Annotated in this window: 22 protein-coding genes; 9 read left to right on the forward strand and 13 right to left on the reverse strand. The window is 58.3% G+C overall.

Features of this window, described 5'->3' with window-relative positions:
• Position 1: 1 nt before the first annotated feature.
• A complete protein-coding gene (speA, locus tag KIT79_01610) occupies positions 2-1,918 on the reverse strand; it encodes a biosynthetic arginine decarboxylase (GenBank protein MCW5827988.1) in 1,917 nt (638 codons plus the stop codon).
• A gap of 492 nt (positions 1,919-2,410) precedes the next feature.
• On the opposite strand from speA, the gene KIT79_01615 reads away from it, so the two are divergent.
• From KIT79_01615 to KIT79_01630, 4 genes are all read left to right on the forward strand, one after another.
• On the forward strand, positions 2,411-3,283 hold the full coding sequence (locus tag KIT79_01615) for an acyl-CoA desaturase (GenBank protein MCW5827989.1): 873 nt from the start codon (positions 2,411-2,413) through the stop codon (positions 3,281-3,283).
• A gap of 117 nt (positions 3,284-3,400) precedes the next feature.
• Positions 3,401-4,633, forward strand: coding sequence for an aromatic ring-hydroxylating dioxygenase subunit alpha (locus KIT79_01620; protein ID MCW5827990.1), 1,233 nt, complete (start codon positions 3,401-3,403; stop codon positions 4,631-4,633).
• A gap of 1 nt (position 4,634) precedes the next feature.
• Positions 4,635-5,135, forward strand: a complete 501-nt coding sequence (locus tag KIT79_01625) for an aromatic-ring-hydroxylating dioxygenase subunit beta (protein ID MCW5827991.1) — start codon at positions 4,635-4,637, stop codon at positions 5,133-5,135.
• 3 nt (positions 5,136-5,138) lie between these two features.
• Positions 5,139-5,840 carry an HAD hydrolase-like protein gene (locus KIT79_01630; protein MCW5827992.1) on the forward strand — a complete coding sequence of 234 codons (702 nt, stop codon included), beginning with the start codon at positions 5,139-5,141 and terminating at the stop codon, positions 5,838-5,840.
• A 3-nt stretch (positions 5,841-5,843) separates the two neighbouring features.
• Here the strand turns inward: KIT79_01630 and KIT79_01635 are convergent, their stop codons facing one another.
• The 5 genes from KIT79_01635 to KIT79_01655 form a co-directional block, all read right to left on the reverse strand.
• Entirely contained in the window at positions 5,844-6,281 is a 438-nt protein-coding gene (locus tag KIT79_01635; protein ID MCW5827993.1) for a molybdenum cofactor biosynthesis protein MoaE, read from the reverse strand.
• Positions 6,278-6,529, reverse strand: coding sequence for a MoaD/ThiS family protein (locus KIT79_01640; GenBank protein ID MCW5827994.1), 252 nt, complete (start codon positions 6,527-6,529; stop codon positions 6,278-6,280). Before KIT79_01640 ends, KIT79_01635 begins: the two co-directional genes overlap by 4 nt.
• Positions 6,530-6,600: 71 nt before the next feature.
• A complete protein-coding gene (locus KIT79_01645; protein MCW5827995.1) occupies positions 6,601-7,395 on the reverse strand; it encodes an SDR family oxidoreductase in 795 nt (264 codons plus the stop codon).
• Positions 7,396-7,514: 119 nt separating this feature from the next.
• A complete protein-coding gene (locus KIT79_01650; GenBank protein MCW5827996.1) occupies positions 7,515-9,062 on the reverse strand; it encodes a hypothetical protein in 1,548 nt (515 codons plus the stop codon).
• Positions 9,059-9,811: a HEAT repeat domain-containing protein gene (locus KIT79_01655; protein MCW5827997.1), complete on the reverse strand. Its 753-nt coding sequence runs from the start codon at positions 9,809-9,811 to the stop codon at positions 9,059-9,061. Before KIT79_01655 ends, KIT79_01650 begins: the two co-directional genes overlap by 4 nt.
• A 124-nt stretch (positions 9,812-9,935) precedes the next feature.
• Here KIT79_01655 and KIT79_01660 point away from each other — a divergent pair, with 124 nt between their 5' ends.
• Positions 9,936-10,943 (forward strand): NAD(P)-dependent alcohol dehydrogenase, encoded by a 1,008-nt coding sequence (locus tag KIT79_01660; protein ID MCW5827998.1) that lies wholly within the window; start codon positions 9,936-9,938, stop codon positions 10,941-10,943.
• A gap of 3 nt (positions 10,944-10,946) precedes the next feature.
• Here the strand turns inward: KIT79_01660 and KIT79_01665 are convergent, their stop codons facing one another.
• The 4 genes from KIT79_01665 to KIT79_01680 are packed head-to-tail and all read right to left on the reverse strand — an operon-like array spanning position 10,947 to position 15,435.
• A complete protein-coding gene (locus KIT79_01665; protein MCW5827999.1) occupies positions 10,947-11,984 on the reverse strand; it encodes a DUF4340 domain-containing protein in 1,038 nt (345 codons plus the stop codon).
• A 22-nt stretch (positions 11,985-12,006) separates the two neighbouring features.
• Positions 12,007-13,698, reverse strand: a complete 1,692-nt coding sequence (locus KIT79_01670) for a GldG family protein (protein MCW5828000.1) — start codon at positions 13,696-13,698, stop codon at positions 12,007-12,009.
• Positions 13,699-13,747: 49 nt separating this feature from the next.
• On the reverse strand, positions 13,748-14,473 hold the full coding sequence (locus tag KIT79_01675; protein ID MCW5828001.1) for an ABC transporter permease subunit: 726 nt from the start codon (positions 14,471-14,473) through the stop codon (positions 13,748-13,750).
• Positions 14,470-15,435, reverse strand: coding sequence for an ATP-binding cassette domain-containing protein (locus tag KIT79_01680; GenBank protein ID MCW5828002.1), 966 nt, complete (start codon positions 15,433-15,435; stop codon positions 14,470-14,472). Before KIT79_01680 ends, KIT79_01675 begins: the two co-directional genes overlap by 4 nt.
• A gap of 212 nt (positions 15,436-15,647) precedes the next feature.
• Between KIT79_01680 and KIT79_01685 the strand changes: the two genes are divergently transcribed.
• Both KIT79_01685 and KIT79_01690 read left to right on the forward strand, forming a co-directional pair.
• Entirely contained in the window at positions 15,648-16,259 is a 612-nt protein-coding gene (locus tag KIT79_01685; protein MCW5828003.1) for an LOG family protein, read from the forward strand.
• A gap of 50 nt (positions 16,260-16,309) precedes the next feature.
• On the forward strand, positions 16,310-16,810 hold the full coding sequence (locus KIT79_01690) for a cyclic nucleotide-binding domain-containing protein (protein ID MCW5828004.1): 501 nt from the start codon (positions 16,310-16,312) through the stop codon (positions 16,808-16,810).
• Between the two features lie 9 nt (positions 16,811-16,819).
• On the opposite strand, the gene KIT79_01695 is transcribed toward KIT79_01690, so the two are convergent.
• Positions 16,820-17,869, reverse strand: a complete 1,050-nt coding sequence (locus KIT79_01695; GenBank protein ID MCW5828005.1) for a glycosyltransferase family 2 protein — start codon at positions 17,867-17,869, stop codon at positions 16,820-16,822.
• A 232-nt stretch (positions 17,870-18,101) separates the two neighbouring features.
• Here KIT79_01695 and KIT79_01700 point away from each other — a divergent pair, with 232 nt between their 5' ends.
• Complete coding sequence (locus KIT79_01700; GenBank protein MCW5828006.1) at positions 18,102-20,189, forward strand: hypothetical protein; 2,088 nt, start codon at positions 18,102-18,104, stop codon at positions 20,187-20,189.
• Between the two features lie 28 nt (positions 20,190-20,217).
• On the opposite strand, the gene KIT79_01705 is transcribed toward KIT79_01700, so the two are convergent.
• Positions 20,218-20,655, reverse strand: coding sequence for a MaoC family dehydratase N-terminal domain-containing protein (locus KIT79_01705; GenBank protein MCW5828007.1), 438 nt, complete (start codon positions 20,653-20,655; stop codon positions 20,218-20,220).
• 74 nt (positions 20,656-20,729) lie between these two features.
• On the opposite strand from KIT79_01705, the gene KIT79_01710 reads away from it, so the two are divergent.
• Positions 20,730-22,142, forward strand: a complete 1,413-nt coding sequence (locus tag KIT79_01710) for a hypothetical protein (GenBank protein MCW5828008.1) — start codon at positions 20,730-20,732, stop codon at positions 22,140-22,142.
• On the opposite strand, the gene KIT79_01715 is transcribed toward KIT79_01710, so the two are convergent.
• Positions 22,027-24,675: an insulinase family protein gene (locus KIT79_01715; GenBank protein MCW5828009.1), complete on the reverse strand. Its 2,649-nt coding sequence runs from the start codon at positions 24,673-24,675 to the stop codon at positions 22,027-22,029. The genes KIT79_01710 and KIT79_01715 overlap by 116 nt on opposite strands.
• Positions 24,676-24,703 lie beyond the last annotated feature (28 nt).

Here is a 24,703-nt window from a genome sequence, read left to right on the forward strand (position 1 = left end):
CTTACCCGTCCTGCTCCAGATACGTATAACCTGCCAGTCCGCGGTCATAATGGCTGATGAGTTGGCGGGCTTCCTCAAAAGTAATTCGGCCGTCCCTCAGGGCCATTTCGGTAGCATCACGCATCATGTTAACCAGCTGGGACTTGTCGTACTCGACATAGGACAGAACGTCAGTCACGGAATCGCCCTGTACCACATGCCCGATGGTGTAGCTGGAATCGTCATTCACCTTGACATGCACGGCATTAGTATCGCCGAAAAGATTGTGCAGATCGCCGAGTATCTCCTGATACGCACCTACGAGGAACACTCCCAGATAGTAAGGCTCACCAGGCTTGAAGCGGTGCAGTTCGAGGAAATGCTTGGTGTCGTGGGGATCGATAAACTCATCAATTTTCCCGTCAGAATCACAGGTAAGATCTGCAATCGTTCCGCGCCGTGAGGGTTTCTCATTCAGCCGGTGGATAGGCATGATCGGGAAAAGCTGGTCCACAGCCCAGTGGTCCGGTATCGACTGGAAAATGGAGAAATTGCAGAAATAGGTATCCGTGAGCAGGTTTCTTACATTCTCCAGTTCGTCGGGAATCTTCTCCACCTCATCCAGAATCTTCAGGAACTTCTTCGTGCAGGAAGCCATGTACTGCTCTGCCAGCGCCCGGGTTTTCAGGTCGATCCGGCCGCGCGAGAAGTCGGTGGCGATGTCTTCTCTCAGCACCAGAAGATCGTTGTACAGTTCCTGGTAGTTCCGGTGAGAAAGGTTTTTCAGGATGTTCCACAGTTCCTGGATGGGAGCGGGGGCGTCCTTTGGCGGCTCAGGCTGCTCATCCGGTGGCTGGAGTTCATTCACTCCGAGCACATCGAACACCAGCATGGCATGGTGCGCCACCAGCGCACGGCCGGATTCGCTGAGCAGCGTGGGATGCGGAACATGCCGCTCGTCGCAGTAGGTCCCTACTTCAGAAACGATATCGTTGGCATACTCCTGCAGGGAGTAGTTCTTGGATGAATGGAAATTCGATCGTGAGCCGTCATAGTCGATAGCAAGTCCGCCGCCCACGTCCAGATACTTCAGATTGGCACCCATCTTGTGCAGGTCACAGAAGACAATCGATGCCTCGCGAACCGCATCCCGGATGGCGCGGATATGCGTGATCTGGCTGCCGATATGGAAATGAAGAAGCTGCAGGCAGTCGAGCATCTTCTCCTTTTCGAGCAGTTCCACCAGCTTCACCATTTCGCTGGCATTGAGACCGAACTTGGACCGCTCCCCGGTCGATTCATTCCACTTCCCCGCTCCGCGGGCATTCAGCTTTACCCGCGCACCGATCAGTGGCCGGACGCCGATCCGCCTGGAAACTGCGATCACCTCGGCTGCTTCGGCGAACCGGTCCAGAACGATGAATGGCTTTCTTCCCAGCTTTTGTGCCAGCAGGGCCGTCTCGATGTATTCGCTGTCCTTGTACCCATTGCAGACGATTACGGCCTCGGGATCGTTCATGAACGCCAGCACGATAAGCAGTTCCGGCTTGGAACCTGCCTCCAGTCCCAAATTGTACGGGCGGCCATACTGCACGAGTTCCTCAATCACATGCCGTTGCTGGTTCACTTTCACCGGCATGATCGGCCGATAGCTGCTTTTGTAGTTATAGGTCTCGATCGATTTCTGGAATGCCCGGCTGAGACGGCTCACCCGGTCGTTCAGTACGTCCGAGAAACGGAGCAGAAGCGGTGTCGTCAGCCCCCGGCGGCTGATATCATCCGTCATGGCCCGAAGATCTGCCCGGGGGCCATTTGGTCCCCGCGGGTGTACGAAGAGATTCCCGTTATCACCGATGCTGAAGTAGCTGGCTCCCCAGTTCTCGACTCCGTAAAGTTCTGCGCTGTCACGCACCGTCCAGGGACGAAGGTCCTTGGCCACCTTGTTCGCTCCTTTTCGGAACCACCCTAGTCCTTGAAGGATGGCCTTCCGGCCGGATGCTCAACGGGTCCGGCAAGCGCGTGATTGAATACGAAGCGAAGCAGCTAGGCAACAGGGGGTCCCCGTCCGGCGGGTCCTAGATATTTCCAAGAACAGCCGTCCAGTAATTTGTAAAAATCCCGTAAAACCCGGCCGAATGCCACTATAAAGCCGAATTTGGCTTTTACAGAACTAGCACAGTCAGCCCATTTCAACCCCGCTATTATCTCTGGTCGCGGCCGCAGATTCTGGCCCAATACAACGGGCCAGACCGGCGCAAACGCCTCACGGCATATGGAAAGAGAGCCAATTCGACCGATGATCCCCGAAACCAGCACCACCCCGGCTTCCACATCCGGACATACTCCTTCGCCTTCTTCTGCCGCCTCGAAAGCCACTCGCCCGGCCGTCAAGTCGCCGGCCTGGTTTCGCGGAAACCTGGCGGCTCACGCCATGATGGTTGTGCCCTTTGCAGCCATGCATCTCATCGCCATCTTCGGTGCCTGGCATGTAGGATTCCGCTGGGAATGGCTGGCTGTCGCCATAGGTTTTTTCTATCTGCGCATGTTTGGCATTACCGCCGGCTATCACCGCTACTTCTCGCACCGTTCCTTTGAAACCTCACGTTGGTTCGCGTTTGTACTCGCATTCCTGGGATCAAGCGCCGCACAAAAGGGCGTCATCTGGTGGGCAGGGCATCACCGCGACCACCACAAGTATTCCGACCAGACCGAAGACATCCATTCGCCGGTCCAGAAGGGTTTCTGGCAATCACATGTGGGATGGATCCTGGGCGCCGAATATGACGGCGTGAAATGGCACAACATGAAGGATTTCGCCCAGTATCCGGAAATCCGTTTTATCCAGAACTACTGGCTCATTACGCCGGTTTCGTGGGGCGTTCTGTTTTTCTATATCGGCGGCTGGCCACTGCTCGTATGGGGACTCTTCGTGTCGACCGTGGCGCTTTACCACGCGACATTCACCATCAATTCGCTTTCACACGTTTTTGGCAAGCGCCGGTACAAGACAACCGACACCAGCCGGAACAACTGGATGCTGGCACTGCTTACCATGGGCGAAGGCTGGCACAACAACCACCACTACTACCAGGCCAGCGTCCGGCAGGGCTTCTACTGGTGGGAAATCGACATGTCCTACATGATCCTGAAAGTACTTTCCTGGTTCGGGATCGTCTGGAACCTGAAGGTTCCGCCCGAGCGGGTTCTCAATCAGAACCGTTACACCGCTGATGAACTGGCCGCATGGCGACAGGATTCGGTCCTGACTGCTCCGGCCATACCCGCCCCGGTAGAAGCGAACTAGAGCCAGGAACGCCGGAAAGGGCCCTGGAAACAGGATCGCCCATCAGGAAGGGTGGTCCTGTTTCATTGCCACTTGCTGTTTGCACCGGCCTTGCGAGGCGTTTATGAACAGGCCCCGATGATCAGCACCGCTCCAGACTACCGGTGGCCAGAGGCGGGTTCTTCCCGTATTCCATACTGGATCTATTCCGACCCGGCTATTTATGCCCGGGAGCAGGAACGCCTGTTCAGCGGTTCAAGCTGGAACTACATCGGCTTTGAAAGCGAGATCCCGGCCCCGGGCGACTTCAAACGGACCTTCGTCGGCGAGCGGTCTGTTGTCGCAGCCCGCGACCGGGACGGCCATATCCACGTTTTCCTCAACACATGTGCCCACCGGGGTGTCCAGTTCTGCCGCCACTCGCACGGTAACGCCAAAAGCTTCGTCTGCCCCTATCACCAGTGGGTTTACGACCTGAAGGGCAACCTGGTGGGTGTCCCTTTTCGTAAGGGCGTGCAAGGACAGGGCGGAATGCCGGAAGATTTCGACCTCGCCAGCCATGGGCTCGTGAAGCTCAAGGCGGAAACCGTCAATGGAGCCATTTTCGCCACCTTTGACCAGCGGATGGTTCCATTCCGGGACTATCTGGGTGACTCCATGTACCACTATTTCACGCGGGTATTCGACGGCCGAGGCATTCGTGTGCTTGGCTATGCCCGCCAGATCATCCCCTGCAACTGGAAACTGATGTTTGAGAACATCAAGGATCCCTACCACGCCAGCCTGCTTCATGTGTTTCTGGTGACGTTCGGACTGTTCCGGGCTGACCAGAAATCGGACGTGAAACTGGACCCGACCGGCCGCCATGCAGTTCTCGTCTCCCGCAAGGGCGAGCAGAAAGCCACCGAAGGCACTGCCGAGATGCGATCGTTCAAGGCGGACTACAAGCTGGAAGACCCGCGCCTGCTGGATCCGGTAAAGGAGTTTCCCGACGATGCCACAGTGGTCATGCAGACACTTTTCCCGAACGTGATTGTCCAGCAGCAGTCCAACACGCTTGCCACCCGGCAGATCATTCCCAGGGGCCCGGACCGCTTCGAACTGGTCTGGACATATTTCGCCTATACCACCGATGACGAGGCAATGGTACGTCGCCGGCTGCGACAGGCCAATCTGATGGGACCGGCGGGACTTGTATCCGTTGATGATGGCGAGGTTCTGGAGTTCACCCAGGACGGCGTGAAGGCAAACCCCACTATGAACGGCATTCTGGAAATGGGCGGGCGCGACCGGGCCGACACGGCCCACATGGTCACCGAAGCGGCCATACGGGGATTCTACGACTACTACCGGGAAGTGATGGGACTCTGACGTGAACCCCGGCCTGGATCTTTCAAAGCTTACTCCGATAGAGCTGCGCCTTCAGGTCGAAGAGCTGCTTTATGCCTATGCTGACGTACTCGACAACGGCTTACTGGACGACTGGCCGCCATTCTTCACCTCCGACTGCCTGTACCAGATCATCGCCCGCGAGAATTACGACCGTGGTTTCCCCCTTGCCACCATGCTCTGCGAAAGCCAGGCGATGCTCCGGGACCGCGTGACGGCATACCGGCAGGCGAACGTCTATTCGCCCCGCTACTTTCGCCATCTCATCAGCACTGTTCGCATCGTTGGAATCGAAAGCGGTATTGTGTCCGCACGCTCCAATTTTGCCGTGCTCCAGACCCTCGTGGATGACAAAACCCGGGTTTTCCTTGCTGGCCGCTACGAAGACTGTATCGTCATTGACGAAGGCCGTCTACGTTTCCGGCAGAAGCTGTGCATCTATGACACGCTTCATGTGCCCAATTCGATTGTTCATCCGGTTTGACCCATGGCTGGAAAAACGAAGCTCATACTTTGGGATATTGACGGCACGCTGATCCGTTCTGGAGGTGCCGGGGCGCGAGCGCTCGACCGGGCCTTTGTTGATCTTTACGGTGTCCAGAATGCCTGCGAAACAATCGACTGGGGCGGCATGACTGACCCGCTGATTGTGAACGAACTGATCCGTTTCCATTTCCGTCGTGAAGCCACTCCCGAGGACCGGGAGCAGACGCTGCAGGGGTACCTGTCCTACCTTCCGGAAGAAATCGAAAGAGCGAGCGAATACCGGGTAATGCCCGGGGTGCGTGAGGCCGTTGAAGAAATGCACGAGCATCCTGAATATCATCAGGGGCTTGGCACCGGAAACCTGGAGCCGGGCGGCCGGATCAAGCTGGGCCGGTCAGACCTGGGCCGGTATTTCGAGTGGGGCGGCTTTGCATCCGACTCCGACCGCCGCGCCGAGCTGATCCGCATCGGCATCGAACGCGGCCGCCGCGCCGCAGGCGAACACGTTCCAGCCGAGCGTGTGGTGATTATCGGCGATACCCTGCGCGATATCGAGGCGGCCAGGGCCTGCGGGGCCCGCGTCATTGCCGTGGCAACCGGGGCAAAAACACTCGCCGAACTGGAGGCTGGCAAGCCTGATCTGCTTGTCGAAGATATTGCTGCCGGAGAAACGCGGTTCTGGGACTGGCTGAAGTCGCTTTAGCCCCTATTCCACGCTTTTCACCGGTTTTGCTTCGCAGCCCTTGACCCATTCAACCGTGCCATCGGCAAAATACTCTTTCTTCCATATAGGGACGGTCTGTTTCAGGGTGTCGATAGCCCAGTGACAGGCGCGAATGGCATCAGCGCGGTGCGGCGAACTGACCGCAATGGCTACCGAAGCCTCGCCGATGGCCAGATCCCCCACGCGGTGCTCAATCCGGCAACGGGTGACAACAAACCTCCTGACGGTTTCCGCTTCGATCTCATCCATCACCTTTTCGGCCATGCCGGGCATCGATTCGTAGTAAAGCCTGAGAACACCCCGGCCTTCGTGGTGATTACGCACAACGCCCAGAAATGTCGCCACCGCACCGGCTTCCGGCGTCACAACTTCGGCCGCCAGCCGGTCAACAGATAGCGTATCTTTCAGAAGACGGCTCACCGGCACCCTCCACTCACGGGCGGAATCAGAGCTATCTCCTCCCCCGGTTTCAGCTTATGCCCGGTGTCAATGTAACTTTCGCCGGAAACGACAGCGATGTGCTTGCGGCGGGCGGCAATATCCGGATGCCGCTCCCCCACGGCTTCCAGAAGCATTCCTACCGATGAACCATCGGGCAGATCGAACAGTTCGCTGTCGGAACCTGCCAGATCCCTTAGCATGGCGAAATAGGCAACCCGAACCTGCATGAATGGCTCCATTCTCCGGTGGAAAATCTACCCGGAGAGTGGAGACCTGTCGAGCCGCTCAGGCCAGCTGGCTACATCCGGTCAGGGCCAAACGGCCGGAACAGCCACTGGCCGCCGTCGGCGACGATGATTGTACCTGTAATGTAGCTTGCGGCATCGGACGCGAGGAATACCGCCGTATTGGCCATCTCCTTAACGGTACCCATACGGCCGAGCGGAACACCCTTGTTGATAACCGTTTCAGGAACACCCATGCCGAGCCGTTTCATTCCCTCGGTGTCACGAATCGGCCCCGGAGCAATTCCGTTCACGCGGATGCCAAGAGGCCCCCATTCGACAGCGAGGATACGCGTCTGCGCATCCACCCCCGCCTTGGCGGAAGCGGCATGGATCTGGAACGGCGTCCCAACGTACTGGAGTGTCGCCGTAATATTGATAATCGAGGCATTCCGGGTTTTCGCCAGATGCTCATGTGCTGCCTTGCACATGTTGAAGGTGCCGATCTGGTCGATTTCCACCACCGTCCGGTAGCCGTTATAGGAAAGTTGCGAAGCCGGACAGATGAAATTGCCGGCCGCTCCATTCACCAGGATATCGAGCTTACCGAACTTGTCTGCGGCTGCCTTGACGGCTGCTTCCACCTGTTCCGTGTTCCGGACATCGGCGGGAGTACACAACACGTCCACGCCGGTATTTTTCCTGATAGCCGCTGCCGCTTCAGCCAGTTTTTCCGCCTTGCGGCCCAGAATTGCCACTTGCGCGCCATGGGCAGCAAACTCCTCGGCAATGCCCTGGCAGATACCCGAACCGCCACCGGTCACCAGTGCCACCCGGCCTTTAAGAATGTCCTTTGAAAAAAATCCCATCGTCCCCTGCTCCTTCACTGCAACTGTCCGGGCCGGAAAAGACCTGTCCCGTCATACGGGCTCAGGCTATCACACCCGGAAACTCAATTACTAAATGAGTTAATCAGTTGCAACATTCATCATTCGGGGTTTTCCAGCCGCGCCCGGACTTCCGGGATTTGCTCCAGATAGTCCGCCAGTCCCAGGCCAATCACCCGGTGTCCCGCAGCATTTGGATGAACCGGTTCGCTCATCAGATCCCAGTATCCGTAGACATAGACCGGTGACGTGTAGACATCCTCTGGGTCACAAGACCGCCGGTAACGGGACAGGTCTGCCGGAAAAGTATGGAAAAACCGGGCCGTCCAGTCCTCATGAAGGGTGACCGGCCAGAAACGGGGCACAGCTTCCTCCCTGATAAAAAAGAACCTCAGGGTTTCTCCCACCGGAACATCCAGCATCAGCGAAAAAATCCCATCCCCTGCTTGATCGTCGCCCGCCCGTCCATCGTCGCGCATCGAATAAGGGGGAACGAGCCATGGAGCCTGCTGGACAGACTTGAAGGTATCCATCCCGAGACGCTGTATGGCTAGTCGGAAACCTTTTCCACCTTTCAGGCCCGGTGGAGCCATGACCCGCATCCGCAGTTTTGCCTGTTCTGACGCCGGAACTGATGGCGCGTACGGACAAACAGACGCCACCGGATCACGCTGCGACGACAGCTCGATCTCTTGATTCACCAAGAGATCGGCCGCCGGGAAAACCGGAACATCCAGTTCATGCGCCATTCGTTCACGTACCGGCCGGTAGTAACGGCGAGAAAATTCGCCATCGATAAATACCGGTAGCGCCCCACGCTGGCGCACCAAATCCACAAGCCTGGCCATCAGCTCGGCATACTCGGCACGGCTCGTGAATGGCGCCCACCGCCACGGACCGAACCGGCGGAAAGTCCCATCAAATACCGAGTCCAGATTGCCGGCAGGCGCCAGTTTCATGTCCGCCGTGGACGCCCCCGGCAGCCTGACTCTCCACAAATGGGCTGGTGTCACCGACAAATCGGGGAGATGGCTTCTCATCTCCAGGGGTTTTACACCCAAGTCGTTGAACGCCGAGGCAATCATCACAATGTCAGATTCCAAGTCTGAAAGACCCTGGTACAAATCCTCAATCCGGTTGAGTAAATATCCGGGGATCCCGAGATTGATAACTTCTATCTGCCGGTACGGATGACGCCGCAAGAGCTCCGCTTCCAGCACGACCGCAAATGTTTCATCAGGTTCAACAGGGATTCCATAGGCCGTTGAGTCGCCCAAAAGCACAACGCGGAACACTTCCAAAGGTTTTTTCAACCTGAACTCGCGGGTACGAAAACCCTGCGAGTTGGTGAATATCCGGAATGCGCGGCGAGGCCGTCCGGGGATCGTTTCCAGTCTTTCAATGCCAAACCACTGCGGGTGAAATCTTGCCTCGATATCAGGCTTCATCGGTGAAATGTCCGGAGCAGGGTCCGGCAGAAACATCCCATCGGCACTCATCACCTGGTTCAGGCTGGACGCATCGATCAGGAGCTTTCCATCCGGATTCCTCGAGACCGCAAGGCCCCGACCGGTAAACCTGTCACATGCTGCCGCTGGCAGCATCATAAGAACCGATACTGGTAGTAAAACCAGAAACCTGGGGGTCATGGATTCAGCCCCGGCGTCCAGTGGACAATATACCGGATCATCCCCGCCTGTGTGGCGCTACCGTGCGCCTCCATGGCACGAAGCTCGGTAATCAGAGCCGGACGCCGCGGAATAATATCCATTATTGCCCAGGCCGCCCGGTACCGGACCCGTTCATCGTCACTGCCTAGTTCCTTCAGAAGCGCACCGAAAATGTCGTCTACCGGTCCCGTATCACCGGTCACTGCCAGTCCTAAAAGCGCCTCCAGCCGATCATCGCCGTCAGTGGCCCCAAGCCGCTTCAGCCAGTCTGTGGCACCACGGCCGCGATACCAGACCTCCCCATCGGGTGCTATTTTTTTCAATGCGAGATGAGCAGCTTCACGAACTGACGGCTCGTAGTCATCAAGCAGGCCTGCTATCTCCGCCTGGTATTCGGTCGCAACCGCTCCCAAGTCGGAAATTGCCAATGCGGCTGTCGCCCTCACGTCTGGATGCCAATGGTTCAGAAGCAGTGAAAGTCCCGGCAAGGCTGATACCGGGGGCATCCCCAGGAGCGGCCTTATCTGGGCAACCTCAGCCGCCACCTCCCGCGATGGATCGGCCAGTAACTCCACGAAAATCCCGTATGACGATGGCTTTTGCCGAGACAAGCGGACCAATGCCTGTATCGCCGCCATCCTGTCGGCAGGATCAGGATCGAAACGGGCGATCAGTTCCAGTCGCGTACTCTTGACATCGCAGGCAGCTAAAACGGCTCCGGATGCCATTATTGCAACTATGAATTGAGCAAGTCTCATTTCTTGTGAAACATTATCCCGCCTGACCGCCTGCGCCAATCCGGCCGTGCCTGCCGCTTTGTGCTAGGCTTCTGTTTCAAACGGAGATCACCGCATGACCATTCACGCACAGGCTGCACTGAAGGCCAAGGGCCCCCTGGTTTCGTGGAGCTTCGAGGAGGGTCCACTCGGCCCCTTCGAGCTGGAAATCGACGTCACCCATTGCGGCATCTGCCATAGCGACGTGCATCTGGTGGACAACAACTGGGGTGTCAGCAGCTATCCGCTGGTCCCAGGTCACGAGGTCATCGGCAAAGTCCGCCAGATGGGAACACTCGTCACCGGTTTCGAGAAGGGAATGCGTGTGGGAATCGGCTGGCAAAGCGGCGCTTGCCTCAGATGTGAATGGTGTATTTCCGGCGAGGACAACATCTGCCCTGACAGCCAGGCGACCTGCATTGGCCGCCATGGAGGTTTTGCCGAGCGTATCCGGTCAGACAGCCGCTTCGCCTTCCCTATCCCGTCGCGCCTCAAGTCCGAAAATGCCGCCCCCCTCCTTTGTGGAGGCGCGACCGTCTATTCACCGCTGCGCCGTTACCGGAAAACCCCCAACCTGAAGGTAGGCGTCATCGGCATTGGCGGTCTTGGCCATCTGGCACTCCAGTTTGCCGCCGAGATGGGTTTCGAGGTGACCGCCTTTTCCACCACTGCCAACAAGGAACCCGAGGCAAGGGCATTCGGTGCGCGCCATTTTGTCGTGACGTCAGAGCCCGGTGCGATCGGGAAGGCCGCTGGCAGGTTCGATATCATTCTGAATACCGTACACGCGAACCTAGACTGGCAGGGGTATCTGGAAGCGCTTAGGCCCAACGGGCGGCTGGTCATTCTGGGAGCGCCACAGGAAGACCTACGCATTGCAGGCGGGGCACTGATCGGAAGCCAGAAGGGCATTAGCGGAAGTGCCATCGGAAGCCGGTCGGTTATCAGTGAAATGCTGGAATTTGCCGCCCGTCACGGCATCAAGGCCAAGACGGAGACCATGCCCATGAGCCGCGCCAGCGAAGCACTGGACCGGGTGCGCTCAGGGAAAGCCCGGTACCGGATGGTTCTGGTGAAAAGCTGAGTCCTATTTCCGCCGGCGCTCAAGGCCCTTCTTGATTTCACTGACCGGAACCTTGCGGGTTTCTTCCGGTCCGCCGGAAACCGTCAGCGACGTATATGACGGCGTCAGGGTGTCGTAAATCCACTGCGGGACAAAATACACCGATGAAGATCCCTCCCGCATCGCGGGGTAGGTGTCATCCTTGGACTTCATCCCGAACTTGATCAGCGTCACCTTGCCGCTGACCTCGGTCACCTTGATCGTGGCCTTGGGCGGTTCAAGGCCATAGCTGGCAAGATCGGCTGCGGAAGCCGTATCCGCCACACTCCTGGCAATAATCACCGCGAACTGGTTGACCAGCTTGTTGACCTCGGACACCACAGCCGCATTTTTGTCCATCGCAGGATCATCCGGAGCATGAAAGCCCCACGGCCCATCCGGCGAGCGGCGGATTGTCAGCGGCTTCTCGGTGTATTCATTGAAAAACTCGATTTCATTCACCTGTGCGGGTTCAATGCGAATCAGCGTACGGTCACGCCAGTCTCCCGCGTCCCGGTCCACGAGCCTGCGGAGATCACCCCCCAACTCGTAAACCTCGTTGGCTCCAGCAACCCGCACATAGTTGGAGCGGAAATTGAAGGCGAGTTTTCCGATCACGATCTCTCCCAGTTTCCGCTCGCCTCCAGCAAGGAATGCCACCACAATTCCCCTGTCGGCATCCACATCGAATGTGCCGAACTTCTCGGGATTGCTTGAGATCAGCTTTACAACCCGCGACTCGGACATCAGCTTGAACAGGTCCTCGATATTGCGTGATTCGGCAGGGAACGTACCCTCGCCCGGCACCTCAATGCGCCATTCGTTTTCGGCTTTCGTCAGGGTAATCCGTGCCTTGTTGGGCCGGTCAATCCGGATCGCCTCAACCGTCTGTCCGTTGATTCCCGGCAGGATAACATCCGGTGTTGCACTCCCGCGTTCCAGACGGTCCTGCTGCTTTGGAACCAGCACCAGAAGCAGGCCAAGGCCCACGACTACCGCCGACAGGATCACTATTTTTTTCACGATCTCACGAGCCTCCTATGCATCAACCGGCGTGATCCGGCTTCACATAGCCCATCGCCTCGGCGAACTCCTTGCGCTCGCGCCAGCGGAGTGCCGTCCGGATTCCGGCCCAGAGTACCACCAGCATCGCTGCGCCAAATGTGCCGATGAACTTCAGCCAACTCCGCTGCGCCTCGGTCAGTTCACGGGTAATCAGGCGGCGGCCCGCATCACGCATCCTCACCCCCATGAGCCTGTCGCCTATTTCCAGCGAATCGATGATATTCAGCAGCAATCCCAGGTTCTGCGGCGCCATCTGGAGCGCTTCGCTGGTAAGCCAGTAGGCAGAACCCGCCACCACCAGCCGGCCCCGGTCAGTGGAATCGAGACGTTGTGCCTGCAGGGCCAACGGTGATTCTGGCGCTGGCTCGGGTGGGAGATCGCCTCTCAGCCTGAGGGGAGTCGGCTTCTCCCGTCCCTGGAAGTAGCTCGTAAAGGGGCCCTCGACCGCAACAACCAGACTCTGCGGCTCCTGCTCCGGAAACCGCAGGAACTCCGGCTGGTCCGGCGTCAGAAGCGTGGGCAGCGTGAGCGTCAGGGACCGCCGGCTCGACTGGACCAGCGGACGTATGTATGTATCTCCGCTCTGACGATCAACCGAAACCGAGGACGTCCAGAACATCACGATTTCGTTAAGCCCGCGGGTGGCAATATCGTCTTTCAGGAAGCTCTCGGCAGTAATGCGCGGCCAGAGCGGATATCCCCGCAACACCCGGCGGCCGTACAACTGGAACATGGCCCGCTGGTTGCGTTCGTCCGCGACCAGATCGTTGTTGATACGGACGCCATAATGGGCAAGCAGGGATGTGACCGGTGTCGGAGCCATCTCGGCCCGCGACATGTCGGATGACCGCTGGTTTACTTCCTGGAGGACGACCAGGTTTCCCCCGCGCATCAGGAACTGGTCCAGGGCGTACAGGTCCCGTTCAGTCGCCCTCAGCGGACTGGCCACAATGAGCGTCGAAACATGGTCGGCGACCAGCTTGCCCTGTTCGAAACTGACCGGCTCAACCTGGTACTGCTGCTGCAGGGCGCGACGGACGGTTTCAAACTCCTTGTCGTATTCGTACCGCATCTCCGGCTTTTTAGTCGCCACGCTGGGGTCCGTGTCCCCAAACCACATCCCGATCACCGGGACCGTGTCCTGCGTAACCTTAACGATGGCACTCGTGAGGCGGTACTCAAAATCCTCAAGCTGGGCGACCGCCTGGATGACTTCCTTGCGATCGGCATAGAATACTCCCATCCCCAAGTAGCCCTTTCGAACCTCCTGGCGGTCGGCCTCGATCACGTTAAACTGGAGTTCCGGAATCCCCAGTATGCGCATCTGCTGGACCGTATCGGGAGAGTCGTCCGGGTCAATGAAACTGACCTGTATGTACCGGCCGCCAAATGCCTTGTACTCGGCGAGGTAGTCCTCGATCCCCTTTACCGTTGACGCCAGACGTGCCGGCAGGTTGCGGGTGCGGTAGAACTCGATCTTGACGATGTCATCGAGGCCCGCCAAGACCCTCTTGGTTCCGTCTGCAAGCGTGTATATCTGGTTCTCGGTCAGGTCGATACGGGTAAATACCCGAAGCGATACCAGATTCAGCAGGACAACAATCGCCACTACCAGCACAAACAGCGGAATACCGATCAGGTCGAACTTCAGCTTGTCAGGGGAAGCGGCCATCCGCCATCCCTCCTTCGGTTTCTGCAATCTGCCTGTACGCATCAGCGCATCAGGTCAGGTTTCGCCCGGCCAGCACACGGGCATTCAGGAACAGGAACAGTCCGATTATGGACAGGTAATAAACCACATCGCGGGAATCGATCACTCCACGTGACATCGATTCATAATGCACCCCAAGACCGATATAACTGAGAACATTCGTGAGTGTCTCCGTCAGCAATCCCGACAGCTGTGTCGCATATCCCACTAGAAAAAGAGCGAGACACGCTACCAGCGCCAGAATAAATGCGACGATCTGGTTTTTGGTCAGTGCACTGGCAAACAGACCGATAGACAGATACGCCGCCCCCACCAGCAGGGCCGCCAGGTAGCTGGCCACGATCGGCCCCGGATCGGGACTGCCGACATAAGATACGACAAGATAAATCGGAAATGTGAGCGCCAGCGCCACGGCAAGAAACGCGACTGACGCCAGGAACTTGCCCAATATGACCTCATGGTCGTTGAGTGGAAGTGTCAAAAGCACTTCGATCGTGCCGGTGCGTCGCTCCTCCGCCCAGAGCCGCATGGACATGGCGGGGATCACAAACAGGAACACAAACGGCAGGATGCCGAAAAACTCCCGCATTTCGGCCGCCTCGATTACAAAAAAGGGCCGAAACCAGAAGAACCACCAGCCCTGGAACACCAGGAACACCACCAGCAACACATAGGCTATCGGCGAATTGAAATATGCCGAGAACTCCTTGCCGAACATGATCCCGATACGTTTCATGATGGCCGCTCCCCGGGAGTCCCGGTTTGCCGTGTCAGCCGCTTGAACACGTCTTCCAGGGACACCACTTCCTTCCGCAACTCACTGAGCGTCCAGCCGTTCGAGGCGACCGTCTGGAACACCTTTTCGCCGCCCTCCGGAACTCCCTTGAGAAACAGCCTGAAGATCTGGAAATCACGCACCTGCGGATCAACCCCCTGATCCGTGACGCCCGTGCAGCCATCCATTTTCGCAAGTGCCTGTTTCACCTGGTCACGGGGACCACGAACAGCGACAACGAACCGTTCCTCACCAACCGCCATCCGGGCCAGTTCCTCGGTCGTGCCCTGTCCGGCGATCCGGCCATTGGAGATTATGAGCACACGCGAGCAAGTCGCCTGCACTTCAGGAAGGATGTGGGTGGAGAGTATCACCGTCTTTTCGCGGCCGATCTCCTTGATAAGGTTCCGTATCTCGATGATCTGGTTCGGGTCGAGCCCGGATGTCGGCTCGTCCAGGATCAGGATATCCGGCCGGTGCAGCATCGCCTGGGCGAGCCCCACGCGCTGCCGGTAGCCCTTCGACAGCTCACCAATAGGCTTGAGCATCATCGGGCCGAGGCCGCAAACCTCGGCCATCTCACGGACCCGGTTCTTACGCTCGGACGCAGGAATGTCGCGGACCTTCGCCATGAACACGAGATAGTCCCGCACGTCCATTTCGTAATAAAGCGGGGCATTTTCGGGCAGGTATCCGATCCGGCGGCGAACCTCCATCGACTGGTCAACGACATCATATCCGCCCACAGTCGCCCTGCCCTCATCGGGGCGAAGGAAACAGGTCAGCATCTTCATGGTTGTCGTCTTTCCCGCACCATTGGGGCCCAGAAAGCCGACCACCTCGCGAGGATTCACCTCGAACGAAATACTGTCCACGGCCAGTGTCTGTCCGTATCGCTTGGTAAGGTTTTCAACGGAAATCATGGTTTTCTCTCGCCGACATTAGCTTGCAATCAAACAAACGTCCTGCGCGGAACTACCTGCCTTTTCCGAGTAATGCACCAAAATCCGGTAAGCTTCCTATATCGGCATTAGGCACCAATCTGTCAAGGACCGGCTGCATGAAAAGCACTTAAGGATGTCTCTAGCAGGTCGCATGATATAACTCCCATACTCCCTGAAGATACTGGAGCCGCATGACGCCCGCCGTATTCGACAAAAGAGGCCGCAAGGCAGTGGCAGTCTACTGTTCCGCCCGCAAGGCTGGTAACGAAGCCCGGGAACTGGGCCGCCTGCTCGCAGGCCGTGGCTATACCATCCTGTGCGGCGGCGGACCGGGTTCCATGCAAAGCCTGGCGGAAGGAACGCACGAGGGTGGCGGCCGCATTGTCGCCGTCACGATACGGGACTATGCCCATGAAAGGCGCTCCCATTTCAGCGAGACAGTCGAACTGCCCGACCTTGCTTCACGGCTCCAGTTCTTCATCCATGAAGCTGATGCATTTGTGGCCCTTGCAGGCGGCACGGGAACGCTGGCAGAACTGGCGCTTACCTGGGAGTTTGTAAACAAGGGTCTCGTTGCTCCAAAGCCCATCATTATCACTGGACCATTCTGGAACCCGCTAGTCAGCATGCTCCACCTGGAACCGGGGGCGCCCGATCCCACGGGCCTTGCCACCGCCGCCGCGCAGCATATCCACAAGGCCAGAAACCCCCTCGAAGTCGTGACCGTTCTTGATGTCCGGATAGGCGGGCCCCACCTCAATGACAGGCAGGTGCCAGCCACTTCGCAACCCGGAACCAATTGACCCGGACCGGTGTTTCGGCCAAATCTATCCCATAATCCGGCCACTAATAGATGGATCTCCAGCGCATAGAACTGCTCCGCAAGAACTTCCTGTTCAGGGAGCTGGGCGACATTGAGCTGGAAAAGCTGGGGCGCGTCTGTATTGAGGAAATACACCCGGCAGGCAAGGCCATAGTGACCGAAGGGGAAACTGGACACGATCTGTACCTCGTGCTCAAGGGCGGAGTAAATATCGTCAAGGGAGAGGGACAGAGTTTCCTCTCATATATCGGCAGCGGCGGCTATTTCGGTGAAATGGCCGTCTTTCTCGAAGCTGCCGAACGGACTGCCAGTTGCATGGCCGCCATGGATACCACCACCCTGAAAATCGACCGGCATACGATCGACAGTTTTTGCGAGGAAAATCCTGCTGCCGGTGTCCGTATTTACCGCGCCATCATCAAGGCCCTGGCCGAACGGTTGCAAGCCACCAGCGGTGACCTAGCCATGATGATGAAAGCCCAGATCATGGACCAGTCGAAAATCACCGGACTGGTCGGTAAGACCAAGTAATCATCGGCGTCAGCGAAACGCCTCCTCCGGCTCCAGTCCGAACATCCTGAGCCAACCGCCAAACCGGCCCTCATCAATGGGCCACCGGCGCTCCAGTTCCAGCCGCTCGGCCCACAGGCTATTCCGCCGTTTCCATACATCACGATGCGCACGGAACATCGCACTGGCCAGCGGCAAGGCGCCCGATCTCATTGCGCTCTGGACAGTCCGCCCACGGTTAGTGACGAACGCCGCGATGCCGGAACCCAAACGACGCCCCAGCTCGACAGGGGATCTCCGGATGTAGTGTTGCGGGTAGTGCCTCAACAGGTTGTACAGCCGGTTCCGTTCGATCAGATAGAACCGCTCCGGACTGGCTGCACCAAGCACATGGGCGCCAGAATGAATGAACCGGGAACCTGGAATCCGGCGGCAGAAATGGCCTGCCCGGCGAAGCCGCATCCCCAGATCAAAATCGTCCCCGTATGCGAAATAAGATTCAGCAAGACCGCCCACATCCAGAAGCGCTTCTCGCCGGTACAATCCGGCCGCTCCGCTGGGACAGAATGCATCCGGCTCCCGGTCAACCTGTCCCGAATCCTGCTGGCCGCAACCAGCACCCCGGTTCAACCCGTCAGAAAACAGTCCCAGACCAAAGGCATCAATCCGGCCGCTGGATTGCAGACCGGCCGGATCAGCTACCAGTATTTTGGGAGCGAACATGGCCGCAACGGACTCTCCCTGAACCGCATCCATCAGTCGCCCCAGCGCACCAGGCTCCGGCCGTGCGTCCGCATTGAGAAACAACACCCAAGGGGCTTCGCCCGCTTCAAGCAGCCGGTTGTTCGGTGCACAAAAGCCAAGGTTACGGCCCGACTGCCCGAACCAGACACGGCGCCCCTGCTGGTGGTGCCACTCCAGCTCCCGTGCAATGAGAGCTGCCGACCCGTCACCCGATCCATTGTCGAACACGAGCAGCTCATAATCTTCAAATCCGCAATTACGAATGAACGCGAAGGTCTTGCCCAGTTCGGCTTCGCTGTTCAGGCTGACGATCTGTATCGATAGGCGGGCAGGCATACCTGTTCATTATGGCCTAGCGGCGTAGCACCCCAAACCCCGGCTGAGGAGGACCCGATTCTGGACTTGTGCGGTAGGTCACGTTGCTCTAGGCTGGCTTGTTAACATTCTGCGGCACCGCGTTCTCGAAGGCCGGGGGGAAAAGGCCATTACGGGGGATCAGTTCCAGATGTTGAGGCGATTTTTACTGAAAGGCCGCGTCACTGGCCTGGTAGCAGGGATACTGCTGGCAATGGTGCCAGATCGCGCCATGGCCAGTTCAGCACCGGTATTCGATCAGGTTAACCGCTATCTGCATGCACAGGTGCTTTCTGGCGCAGCCACGGCCGATCTTCATCAGGTTCCGCTGGCATCGATTCGGGTAATGGCGCTCGGAGCCGGCGGTATGCAGCCGATACCGTTCCAGATCGACGAGCGGCTTCCCGACGGAACCTTTGTCGCCGACCGCGGCAAGGTCACCCGGGATGATACTCCAAACCTCCTGGATGCCGATGACGAAATCGTGTTCCTGGTGCGGGATGCCGGTTTTCGTGCGCCGAAGAATGCCTGGCCCAAGGGTGCCCTGAAGTCGGTAGAAATCCAGCTTAGCGATCCATTGGGCGGGACCACTGGATACGTGTACCTGTTCGCTTTTGGCGGGACACCCCCGCGGATGAGTGAACGCCGTCACATCTCGTACGACTCTGCTCTGGACCGGACGAGCAGCGATACCGTCTCTATCGGTTTCGATCGCAAGATGCCGATCATGCTCGACCACGGCGTATTCAAGCGTATGAATGACAGCGGCCGGGACAAGGATGTGATCGACCGGCTCAAGATCCGTATCAAGGCCGTGACTTCGGCTGGTGTCACAATCTCCCGCAACGAGGAAGAGTTCACCCAGGAACTGACAGGAGTCCGGGTCGGACCCGTTCGCGTGATTCGCTCACTGCAATTGTCCGTGTCCATACCGCCGATGCCGACCGTGCCAATCAGCGTCACATTCCTCATTTACCCTGATTACGTGGATGTGCCTGTCAATTTCGAGATTCCCGGACTCGTCAGCATGTTCATGAAAGACATGGTGGTGAACGTTGGCGTCGATTTTGATGGCATGCAGAACACAACTTTTGCCACCCTCGAACGGCCACGGGGCACCATCGTTGACGGACAGCAGCCTGAAATCGAGCGCTACATCCCCATGGGCTCCGAAGAGTGGTTCATGATGCAGGGACGCGGCCTCAATACGTTTGTCGTGTTTGAGCTGGACAAGGAACTGAAAAAGCGGAGACTGAAGAAAGAGATCCATTTCATGGACTCGACTGATGGCTCCAATCCGCCCGAATCGATTCCCGGCCAGCTTCCCGAGATCGGCTTCGCCCTGTCTCAATGGGGCGGCCTTGAGGCCCGTAAATACTATTTCGAGGCAAAGCTTCACTTCCTGTGGGAAGCTCCCCAGCAGGGGGGTAGCGGCTATTACAAGTATCTCATGACGCCGCTCAAAACTGCAGCATTACCAGGCGAAGATGCGACTGTGCTGATCGCCAGCGAAGCTGGAGATTCCGCAGGAGAAAAGCTGGCGGCACAGCTCCGGGAAAAACTGGGTACGCTGGCCAGCACCGGAACGGTCAAATCAATGTCCCGGCCTGCCATTGGACAGAAGCAAAGCCCCAATGTGGTTATTCTGACCGGGATGCCGCCGCTGCCAGCCGTACGCGCTGAAATCTCCCGTAACGGCAGCTACGCCGTCCTGGCCGGCGAGGAAACGAGGCACCTTGAAGACGGAATCACCTCTGTCGGGCTTGTCGTGGGGCCTCGCGCCCTGCTCGGCCTGATTCGCCAGTTTTTTACCGGAAAAGTAAAAGCAGGGCTGGTCATTTCCGGACTTTCCCGTACCGAACTGAAAGATTACACCGATGGCGCCCAGCGGCTTTCAATTGAACTGGTACAGCTCAAGCCCGGCCCGGACGGGCGTATTGATGCCGGTCAAACGGCTGACCTTAACGTGATCCTGGTTCCGGGCGGCGAGTCATGGACCAGTGGAGGTGGCAAGGCGTTCGCCGAACTGCTCAAGTCGGCCCACGCTGGCGGAGTTCCCGTACCGGTGTTCACCAACAGCCGGGAGCTCGTTGGACTTGGTGCCACGGTCGGTGCCGAGCCTAACATAGGTGCCGGTGCCGATTACTTGACCGCCATGGTGCAGCGCTATCTGCGGGGTGAAACCATGCAACCCGAAAGCGGGGCAAGCCAGTTCCTGAAGATCTATCTGAACCGGGAAGGCGTCCGCAGTTCACGGCTTCTGGTACCACCAGCACTTATCCGGCTTGCGGAAGCAATGTAATCATCGCCGGTTTACCGGCAAGTCTCTTTCAATGACGGACGACGGTGGTACTGCGTGCCCTGAAAACGACCTTGCCGCTCCGGTCCGTGCCTTCCTGGTCGACGACGAGAAAGTCCATCCCGCCTGACTTTCCATCCTTGGTGTATATATCGGCAATCTTCTGCGTAATAGTGATGGTCTCACCAGCCAGCAGTGGCCGTTCATATTCAAACCGCTGGCCGCCATGTAGAACCTTGGTCATGTCAATGCTGAGTGCATCGCGCATATTGAACTTCGGCCGGAAGATCGTCGCAAAGGTCGGCGGAGCCGGAATGGCGGCATAACCTGCCGCCTTCGCCGCACCTTCATCGAAATATATCTCGCTGGTATCGCCTATGGCCTCCGCAAAACGGCGGATATGCCCCTTTTCAATATCAAAAGTCTCAGGCGGTGAGGTTAAACCGATTTTCGATTTGTCGAGCGGCATCGCTGATTTCCCTTCCGTGCCCGTGTATTCGGGAGCCAGACTGATAGTAAACTTGCCACAAGGTAGCAACCACCTTGCCGAATACGAAGGGTCTTGCCGGAATGGCATCAAGGCGACACATCTGGCTGTGGATCACTGGCGTGGCTGCAGCCACGGCCGCAGTGTTCGCCGGCTTCCAGGCGGTTCATGCCACGACGGCCACTTTCGCCGTTATCGTCATTTCGGCAATCGCCGTCGGGGCCGCCAGCCTGTCGAGCCGCTGGGCATCAGACAGTTTCGATGACCGCCGGTTTCTGTTCCGGATATTTCTTGTTGGCTACTTTTTCCGGCTTGCGATCGCCCTGTTCCAGTATTTCTACCTGACACCGGACTTCTTCGCCCCTGACCAGAACGCCTACCACCTGTTTGCCAGCATGGGGGCTGAGCGGATGGAGGCGGGGCTTGCCCCATTCCCCGAAACCGCACTTCGTCACAGGCTTTATGTCATTTATTGTGCGTATCTGTACTACCTGTTCGGAAGCGATATCCTGCTGCCGTCGCTTCTGAATTCGATATACGGCTGCCTGGCTGCCATGGCCGCATACCGGCTGACTGCAATGCTCGATACTCCCGAGGCTGGGCGTTACACGGCTCTGCTCGTCCTTTTCACGCCTTCCCATATGCTCTGGTCTGCCCTGAACCTGCGCGATGTTCCGGCAATTCTCAGCCTTATGTTTGCCGTCTACTTCATGACCCAACTGAAGCTGAAGTTCTCTTTCGCTGCCGTTCTCGGATTCGTGCTCGCCATGCTCGTCCTGCTGGGACTCCGCGACTATATTTTCTTCCTGACACTGGGTTCGCTTCTGATCGGATATCTGGGGGTACGTTCGGGCCGCATGCTCGAATTCATGGCTGGCGGCATTCTGGTGATGAGTGCCTCCATCTTCCTTTATAACGCGGTTCCGGACGGCAATCCTTTCGCCAGACCAGCCACTCTTGCCGATATACAGACATACCGTCAGGGATTTCTTTCAGATGCGTCTTCCGCCTTCCTGCCCGATGCAGATGTTTCCACTCCGGCAGGGGCCCTACTGTATTTCCCGATAGGCCTTGCCTACTTCCTGCTGGCACCGTTCCCGTGGCAGTGGGGCTCACCCCGCCAAATCATCGCCGTACCGGAAACACTGCTCTGGTATTCGCTCATTCCCGCCACCATTGCCGGCTTTGTCCATATTGCCCGGACACGCCTAGGCACGACCCTGCCGCTGCTGATCCTGATTGCGTCGGTTACGGTCAGCTATGCCATGGTGCAGGGAAATATCGGAACGTCATTCCGCCACCGTGCACAGGTGATCGTTTTTCTCTATGTGTTTTCCGCGATCGGACTCCGGCTCAGGCGCACGCCGCAGCCGAACCCGCCTGTGCCGGGCGGCCATCCAGCCACATCCGCTCAAGCGATGGCCCGTGTGCAGGGCGTGTCACCGACAGCACCGCCCGCTCAAGCGTAAGGTATTTCCGGGCGGCCTTCAGGACGTCCTCACGCGTAACCGCACGAATACGCTCGGGAAATTCCAGATGATGCTTGACGCCGAGGCCGTACAGTCCGTTCAGCGCCATCGTGCTTGCCTGGGAACCGCTCCGCTGGAGGTCAATCTCGAAGGTGCCGGTCAGATATCGTTGCGCGCGGCTGATCTCGTCGCGTGCCACCAGTTGCTGTCGCACACGGTCCAGCTCCGCCTCCATTGACTGAAGGGCCTGAACGAGCTTGTCCGGCGACGTGCCGATATAGGCCGCGAACAAGCCCGTTCCGATCCCCTCGGTGCTTGACGTTGCCACCGTATAGGCAAGGCTCTGACGGTCCCGAAGCTCACGGAACAGCCGACCACCCTGTCCGCTCAGGATCGTATTGAGTATTTCCAGTGCATAACGGTCTGGACTATGAAGCGAGGCTCCCAGAAAGCCGATGGCCAGATGGGCCTGCGACCTGTCCGCTATCTCCTCGACATACTGGCGGCCGGACAATACGGGGGCCACATGACCGGATACTGTGGCACTGGCCGGGGGCTGGTAACGTCCCGCCTCCGCGCTGAACCTGTGTACGATCTCCTCCGTATCCACGTCCCCCACCACGGAAATCCAGAGGCCCGATGGGTCCATGTGACGGCGGTACAGGTCCGAGAGCGCGCCGGAGCTGAACCCCCTGACCGTGTCAGCCCGTCCATGAAGGCGAAAGCCGTACGGATGGGCTCCGTACAGGGTCTTTCGCAGGTTCGCGAAAGTGAGCGACGAAAGCTGGTCCCGCTCGCGCTCGATGGCTGCCAGCGTTTCCGACCGCACCGCCGGGATTTCCGCTTCCGGGAAAACCGGGTCCAGAAGCAGCTCTGTGAAAAGGCTGATGGCCCGGTCATGGAAACGCGACAGGGCGGCCACCTCTATACCGAGGCTGTTCCGGCCAGAATACCCGCCCGCCGATCCGGCTATCGCATCCGCCTCGCGGGCGATCTCCTCGGCCGTGTGACGGCCAGTACCCTTGGACAGCATTTCGGCCATGAACGAGCCTATCCCCTCGGTTTCCGGGGTTTCAGCAAGCGATCCCCCGCGAACGGCACACTTGATCGCGAGCGTCGGAGTGCTGTGCCGCTCGCGCACGACGAGCTTCGCTCCGTTGGGCAGTTCGTGGATGGAAATATCGTCGCCAGGAAGAAGTTTCGGCCGTGTAGCCACCTTAATGGTTCGTCCCGGATGGCCATGCCGGTGATAGGCGCCATGAACGGTTTCGGCGAGAGATTCCCGCTCCGCCTTCGCGGCGGCGGGTTCTCCTGGGCCGAACAGGCCGAACGTCAGGTTCCGCTCATGCAGGTATTTACGGGCTGCGTCACTGACCTGGTCCGGTGTGGTGTTGGCGAGACGGTCCAGATAGCGTTTTTCGAAATCCAGATCCTGTGCGGTCATGTGATAAAAACCCCATTTGCGGGCGAGCCCCTGAACAGTCTCCTTGAGATAAACCAGATCGCTCTCGATATTCAGCCGTGCGCGCTCGAATTCGGAACGGGCAGGCGGATCCTTCTGGATGCGGACCACCTCGCCTATCAGCTCACCGACAGCTTCGGCTTCCCTGCCAGCGAACAGGTTACCGCCGGCCATGAAGACACCAGGGTCACGTGGCGTGTAGGCGCCGGCGTACACCTCCGAGACAATGTTTTTCCGGTATTTCAGCTCACGGACGAACCGTGAACTTTCCCCCCCACCCAGAATCGTAGAGAGCAGGTCCAGCGCCACGCTGTCCTCGTGGACGACTCCCGGAATGTGCCACGCCATCGACAGATAGGTGTCATTCATGTCCCCACGCTCGACAAAACCGCGCATGGCCTTCTGGGCACGCTCGACCGGACGGCGCGGGCGGCGGACCGCATGGCTCCTGACACCCCGGAATGCCTTCTGGACGAGCGCGAACGCACGCCGGGGATCCACATCCCCCGCGATCACGACCGCCATATTGGAAGGGGTATAGTACTTACGGTAAAAATCGAGGACGTTTTTCCGCCGGAAACTCCGGACACTGGCAGCCGTTCCGATCACTGGCAGCCGGTATGGGTGGTGCTGAAAGGCAGTGGAGAATATCCGCTGGGAAAGCCTCCGGCCGGGCTGGTCATCCCCGCGGCGGATTTCCTCCAGAATGACTTCCTGTTCCCGGGCCAGTTCTTCAGGATCAAATGCCGGGTGTAGAACAGCGTCGGTCAGTACATCCAGTGCCCGGTCAAAGAACCGGCTGGCCGAAACAATGTAGTAGACTGTCTCGTCGAAACTGGTATAGGCGTTGATTTCTCCTCCCAGTGCCTCGATCTCCGCAGCGATCTCGCCGGTCCCCCGCCTTTTGGTGCCCTTGAACAGCATGTGCTCATGAACGTGCGCGAGCCCTGCCTCGGCATGGGTTTCATCCGCCGACCCTACCCCCACCCAGACCTGGACGGCCACGCATGGCGAGGTGTGGTTCTCGTCGACAAAGACATTCAGCCCGTTGGATAGGCGGCGGTGTTCCATTTTCTCTCCTGAATCCGGCAGCGGGAGC

The organism is Deltaproteobacteria bacterium (genome assembly GCA_026129095.1).
GTDB lineage: Bacteria > JAGRBM01 > JAGRBM01 > JAGRBM01 > JAHCIT01 > JAHCIT01.